We start from the raw sequence: 6,511 nt of genomic DNA on the forward strand, positions 1-6,511 counted from the left end.
GCGGTGCGCGGGGCGGGTCCGCCCGGCCGTACGGGAGCGGCCGGGCCGCCGGGGCCGAGCAGGGCGGCGCGCTCGGCGCCGGTGAGCGGGTCGACGGTGCTCAGCGGGGCGTCGGGCGTCTCGGTGAAGGCGCGCAGCAGTGCGGTGGTGTGCGCGGCCAGCCGGGCCACGGACTCCCGCTCGAACAGGTCGGGACGGTAGACGAAGACCAGCTCCCGGCGGTCGCCGTCCTCGCGCAGTTCCAGCGCGAGGTCGAACTTGGCGGTGGTGTGGTCGATGCGGAAGGGCGCGGCCGCGGCACCGCCGAGGTCGAAGGCGCCCTGTCCCGCCGGGGCCTGGGTGAACAGCACCTGGAACAGCGGATTGCGGGTCAGGTCGCGCTCCGGGCTCAGCTCGTCGACGACCCGCTCGAACGGCAGGCCCTGGTGGGACAGGGCGCCCAGGACGCTCTCCCTGGTCCGGGCCAGCAGCCGTGCCGGGGTGGGGTCGTCGGAGAGGTCGGCGCGCATGACGAGGGTGTTGACGAAGAACCCGGCCAGTTGCTCGGTCTCGGGCCGCTCCCGGTTGGCGACGACCGTGCCGATGGCGATGTCGTCCTGGCCGCTGTGCAGGGCCAGTGCCGCCTGGAACGCCGCCATCACCGCCATGTACGAGGTGGTGTCGGTGCGCCGTGCCAGCTCGGTCAGCGCCGCCGACAGCCCTCCGGGCAGCTCGGCGGTGTGCACGGCGCCGGTGTGGCGGGGGGTGTCGGTGCGCGGGTGGTCGGCGGGCAGCTCCAGCGGGGTCAGACCGGCCAGCCGGGTGCGCCAGTAGCCGAGGTCGGCGGCCTCGTCCGCGCCGCGCTGCCAGACGGCGTAGTCGGTGTACTCGATGGGCAGTTCGGGCAGCCCGGCCGGGCCACCCCCGGTCCTGGCGCGGTACAGCTCGCGCAGGTCGCGCACCAGGATCTCCAGCGACCAGCCGTCGGAGACGATGTGGTGCATGGCCAGGATCAGGACGTGGTCGTCCTCGGCGGCCCTGAGCAGGGTGGCCCGGAAGGGCGTCTCGGCGGCCAGGTCGAAGGGGCGCATCGCCAGCTCGCGTACGGCCTCCTCCAGGGTCCGTCCGGGCAGGGCCGCCAGGTCCGCCGTCTCCAGACGCGACCGGCCCGCGGGGTGGACGCGCTGGTGCGGGACGCCGTCGTGGGCGGGGAAGGTCACCCGCAGCTGCTCGTGGCGGGCGACGAGGTCGCGGACGGAGCCGTCGAGCGCGGCGGTGTCCACCGGACCGGTCAGCCGCCAGGCGGCGGGCATCAGGTAGGTGGCGGCGCCGGGGTCGAGCTGGTCGAGGAAGTACAGGCGCTGCTGTGCGGCGGACAGGGGCGCGCGGTCGGGGCGCGGGGAGAGCCGGGGTATGGCGGCCGGGGCGGCGCCGGCCAGTCCGCGCAGCCGCTGCTCCAGCAGCCGCCGGGCGGCCGGCGAGAGTGCGGTGCGCGCTGTCCGGGGCCGGGACTCGGGACGGGCCCCGGTCCGGGCGTCGGGCCGGATCCCGGGCTGGATCTCCGAAGTGGTCATGGCGCGTTCCGTCCAATCTCAGTCTTGGTGGTCCACCGTCAGGGACAGGTCGATCTCGTCGTCGCTCATCGCGGAGATCAGTTCGACGAGCTGCCGCTCCACCTCGGCGGCGAGCAGCTCGACGGTGGGGTGCTCGAACAGGTCGCGGACCTGGAGGGGGCAGTCGAAGGCGGTCCGCAGGCGGGAGGCGGCGGCCACGGCGCGCAGCGAGTGCCCGCCCAGTGCGAAGAAGTCGTCGTGCACGCCGACCCGGGGCACCCCCAGCACCTCGGCCCAGATCTGCGCCGTCACCGTCTCGGTGGGGGTCCTCGGCGGTGTGAACTCGGCGGGGGCGGGAGGTTCGGGCTCGGGCAGGGCGGCGGTGTCGAGCTTGCCCTGCACGGTCAGCGGCAGCGCGTCGAGTACGGCGAAGGCGGCCGGGACCTGGTAGGCGGGCAGATGGGCGCGGCAGTGGGCGGCCAGGGACTCGGCGGTGAGGCCCCGGCCTGCGGCATAGCCCACCAGGGAGCGTTCGCCGCGCAGCTCGCGGACCACGACGGCGGCCGAGTGGACGCCGGGGTGGCGGCGCAGCACGGTCTCGGTCTCGCCCGGTTCGACGCGGAAGCCGCGGATCTTGACCTGGTCGTCGCTCCTGCCGGTGAACTCCAGGTCGCCCGAGGGCAGTCGGCGCACCATGTCGCCGGTGCGGTAGAGCCGGCCGCCGCCGGGGACGAAGGAGTCGGGCACGAACCGCTCCGCGGTCAGCGCCGGCCGCCCCAGGTAGCCGCGCGCCAGCTCCGGCCCGCCGACCAGCAGTTCGCCGGGGACGCCGAGCGGGGCGAGGTTGCCGTGGGGGTCCACCACGTAGGCCCGGCGCGAGCCCAGCGGGCGGCCGATCGGCACCCGTCCGCCGACCGGTGCGGTGACCGGGTGGGCCGTGGCGGAGACGACCGACTCGGTGGGCCCGTAGGTGTTGACGACCGGGACTGCGGGCAGGTGGGCGAACCACCGCTCCAGCGGCCCCGAGGGCAGCTCCTCTCCCCCGGTGACCAGCAGGCGCAGGCTCGCCAGGTCGCCGGCGACCGTCTCCAGCCGGGCGACCACCTCCTCCCAGTAGGAGGGGGTGAGTTCCATGACGGTGATCCCCTCGGCGCGCACCCGTTCGGCCAGTTCCTCCACCGACCACACCTCGTCGGGGCGGACGACCACGGTCGCGCCCGCCCCGAGCGCGGGGAGGATCTGCTCCAGCGAGGCGTCGAAGGAGAAGGAGGCGAAGGTCAGCACCCGGTCCCGGGCGGTGATCGCGAACAGCTCGCGGGCGGCGGCGACATGGGCGGCCAGGGCGTGGTGCTCCACGCCGACGGCCTTGGGCCGGCCGGTGGAGCCGGAGGTGAAGATGGTGTAGGCCAGATCGTGCGGGTCGGGCGTGTGGCGGGGCGCGCCGGGGTCGGGGCGCACCTCGTCGGCCGGTACGACGGGGACCGTGAGCGCGGCGAGCGCTCGCGCGGTGGACGCGTCACCCACCACGCATACCACCTCGGCCTCGGCGACCATGAACCGCAGCCGCTCGGCGGGGAGGCGGGGGTCCAGCGGTACGTACACCCCGCCGGCCCGCCACACCGCCAGCATCGCGGCCACCGACCCGATCCCGCGCCGTACGCAGACGCCCACGGCACTCCCCCGGCCCACCCCCGCGGCGGCCAGCGCCGCCGCCAGCCCGCCGGTCAGCCCGTCGAGCTCGCCGTAGGTCACCGACCGCCGCCCGCACACCAGCGCCGGCGCACCCGGATCTCCGGCCACGGCCACGGCGGTGAACGCCTCGGGCCCCGCGGCGGTCCGGTCCGCACCCGCGGTGGCGACCAGGTGCGCGCGTTCGGCGGGCGACAGCAGGTCCACCCGGTGTACGGGGACGTCCGGGTCGGCGGTGACGGCGGCCAGCACCCGTCCCACGTGCTCGGCCAGCCGGGTGGCGGTGGCGGCGTCGAAGAGGTCGGCCGCGTACTCGACGTTGAGGGCGAACCGGTCGGGGTACAGGAGGAAGGTGGTGGTCAGGTCGAACTTGGCCGACGCCCACGGCAGGTCGAAGCCGGTCGCCTCTACCCCCTCGATGTCCGGCCCCGCCGCGGGGCTCTCCTGGACGTCGACCATCACCTGGAACAGCGGGTTGCGGGACAGGTCGCGCTCGGGCCGCAGCCGCTCCACCAGCTTCTCGAAGGGCACGTCCTGGTGGTCGAAGGCGCCCAGCACGGTCGCCCGGACCCTTGCGAGCAGTTCGGCGAAGGTGGGGGAGCCGGACAGGTCGCCGCGCAGGACGACGGTGTTGACGAAGAACCCGACCAGCCGCTCCAGCTCCGTCCGGCCGCGGCCGGCGACGGGGGTGCCCACCGGGACGTCGTCCTGCCCGGACCAGCGGGCCAGCACCGTCTGCACCGCGGCCAGGAGCACCATGAAGCGCGTCGCCCCCTGTTCGCGGGCCAAGGCGTCCAGTCTGGCGGCCAGTTCGGAGGGCAGTCCCACCTCGACCGCGCCGCCACGGCCCGACCAGGCCGTGGGGCGGGGGCGGTCGGTGGGCAGCCGCAGCACCGGGAGGTCCTTCAGCTCCTCCTCCCAGTAGTCCAGCCGGCCCTCCAGCGTCCCGTCCCCGGCCAGCTCGCGCTGCCACACCGCGAAGTCGCCGTACTGCACGGGCGGTTCGGGCAGTGCCGGGGACCGGCCCGCCAGGCGCGCCCGGTAGCAGGCCGCCAGTTCCTCGGTGAAGACGTCCTTGGACCAGCCGTCGGTGGCCACGTGGTGGAAGGCGAGGACGGCGACGTGGTCGCGCGGCCCCAGCTCCCACACGCCGGCGCGCAGCATCGGCGGGCGGTCCAGGTCGAAGCGGCGGGTGGCGAGCGCGTGGGCCTGCTCCCGCACCGCTTCCAGCCGGGCCTCCTCGTCCTCGCCGTCCGGGGCGTGCCGCCACTCCAGCGGTACGCCCATCGGGTCGCAGACCTGCTGTGCGGGGCGGCCGTCCACCTCGACCAGGGCGGTGCGCAGCACCTCGTGCCGGGCCGTCACGTCGTCCAGCGCTGCCTGCCAGGCGTCGCGGTCCAGGCCGCCGCGCAGGCGCCAGGAGAACCACAGGACGTACTCGTCGCCCGCCTCGGAGGTGCGGTCCAGGAACCACAGCCGCTCCTGGGCGAAGGACATCGGCAGGGGGCCGGAGCGGTCCACGGGGGTGACCGCGGTCCCGGCGGCCCGGCGCGCGGCGGCCACCGCCGGGCCGAACTCGCGGATGCGGGGGTTCTCGAACAGGGTGCGCAGCTCGATGTCGCGGCCCAGGCGCTCGGCGACGCGGGAGACCGCCATCGTGGCGAGCAGCGAGTGCCCGCCCAGGTCGAAGAAGCCGTCGTCGATGCCGACCCGCTCGACGCCGAGGACGTCCGCCCAGACGGCCGCGATGATCCGCTCGCTCTCGTCGCGGGGCGGGGTGTGGGCGACGCGGCCGGCGGCGCGGTCGGGGCGGGCGTCGGGCAGCGCGGCGCGGTCGAGCTTGCCCGAGGCGTTCACGGGGAGCGCGTCGAGGAGCACGAAGTCGGAGGGCACCGCGTAGTGCGGCAGCCGCTCGGCGCACCAGGACCGCAGCGCGGCCGGCTCGACGGTGCCGCTGGTGCCGCCGGTGCCGCCGGTGCCGCCGGTGCCGCCGGTCACGACGTAGCCGATCAGGGTCTGGCCGGTCGCGGTGTCGGGCCGCACGGCGGCGGCGGTCACCCCGGGGCACTCGCGCAGGGCCGCCTCGACCTCGCCGAGCTCGACACGGAAGCCGCGGATCTTGACCTGGTCGTCGCTCCTGCCGAGGAACTCCAGGTCGCCCGAGGGCAGCCACCGCACCATGTCGCCGGTGCGGTAGAGCCGGCCGCCGCCGGGGGCGAAGGGATCGGGCACGAACCGCTCCGCGGTCAGCGCCGGCCGCCCCAGGTAGCCGCGCGCCAGCTCCGGCCCGCCGATGAGCAGTTCGCCGGGGACGCCGACGTCCACGGGCCGGTCGTGCGCGTCCACCACGTACACCCGGCGCGACCCCAGCGGGCGGCCGATCGGCACCCGTCCGCCGACCTGCCCGGTGACCTCGTACGTGGTGGAGGTGACGGTCGTCTCGGTCGGCCCGTAGGCGTTGCAGACCCGCACGTGGGGCGCCGCGGCCCGCCAGGCGGCCAGCGCCTCGGCCGGTACGGACTCCCCGCCCAGGATCAGCAGCCGCAGACCGGCCAGTCTCGCGGCGGCGCGGCGGTCGAGGGAGAACGCCAGCTCGGTCCAGTAGGTGGGCGGGAGGTTCACGACGGTGACGCCGTGCCGCTCGACCACCTCGGGTACCTGGGTCGGCAGCCACGGCTCGTCGGGGCGGACGATCACCTGCGCGCCGCACGTCAGCGCGGGCAGCACCTGGTCCAGGGAGGCGTCGAAGGAGAAGGAGGCGAAGGCCAGCACCCGGTCCCCGGCGGTGATGCCGTAGCGGTCGCGGGCGGCGGCGACATGGGCGGCCAGGGCGTGGTGCTCCACACCGACGGCCTTGGGCCGGCCGGTGGAGCCGGAGGTGAAGACGACGTGCGCCAGGTCGTGCGGGCCGGGGATGTGACGGGGGCCGCCGGGGTCGGAGCCGGCGGTGTCGGCCCGTACGGCGACCGCGTCCAGTCCGGCGGCCGTCCTCGCGGTCGCCGCGTCGGTGACGACGCAGCCCACCTCCGCCTCGGCGACCATGAACCGCAGCCGCTCGGGCGGCAGATCGGGGTCCAGCGGTACGTACACCCCGCCGGCCCGCCACACCGCCAGCATCGCGGCCACCGACCCGATCCCGCGCCGTAGCAGGACCCCCACCGCGCTCCCCCGGCCCACCCCCGCGGCGGCCAGCGCCGCCGCCAGCCCGCCGGTCAGCCCGTCGAGCTCGCCGTAGGTCACCGACCGCCGCCCGCACACCAGCGCCGGCGCACCCGGATCTCCGGCCACGG

Annotated in this window: 2 protein-coding genes; both read right to left on the reverse strand. The window is 75.9% G+C overall.

The window, feature by feature from the left end; translation table 11 throughout:
- Nucleotides 1–1,553 (reverse strand): condensation domain-containing protein (locus tag ACLIYP_RS28610; RefSeq protein WP_412715998.1); only part of this gene is annotated, 1,553 nt, incomplete at its 3' end.
- A gap of 18 nt (nucleotides 1,554–1,571) precedes the next feature.
- The gene (locus ACLIYP_RS28615) at nucleotides 1,572–6,509 is read right to left on the reverse strand and encodes an amino acid adenylation domain-containing protein (protein ID WP_412715999.1); all 4,938 of its coding nucleotides are present in this window, start codon (nucleotides 6,507–6,509) and stop codon (nucleotides 1,572–1,574) included.
- Nucleotides 6,510–6,511 lie beyond the last annotated feature (2 nt).

Source organism: Streptomyces nanhaiensis (assembly GCF_046614825.1).
Lineage (GTDB): Bacteria > Actinomycetota > Actinomycetes > Streptomycetales > Streptomycetaceae > Streptomyces > Streptomyces radiopugnans.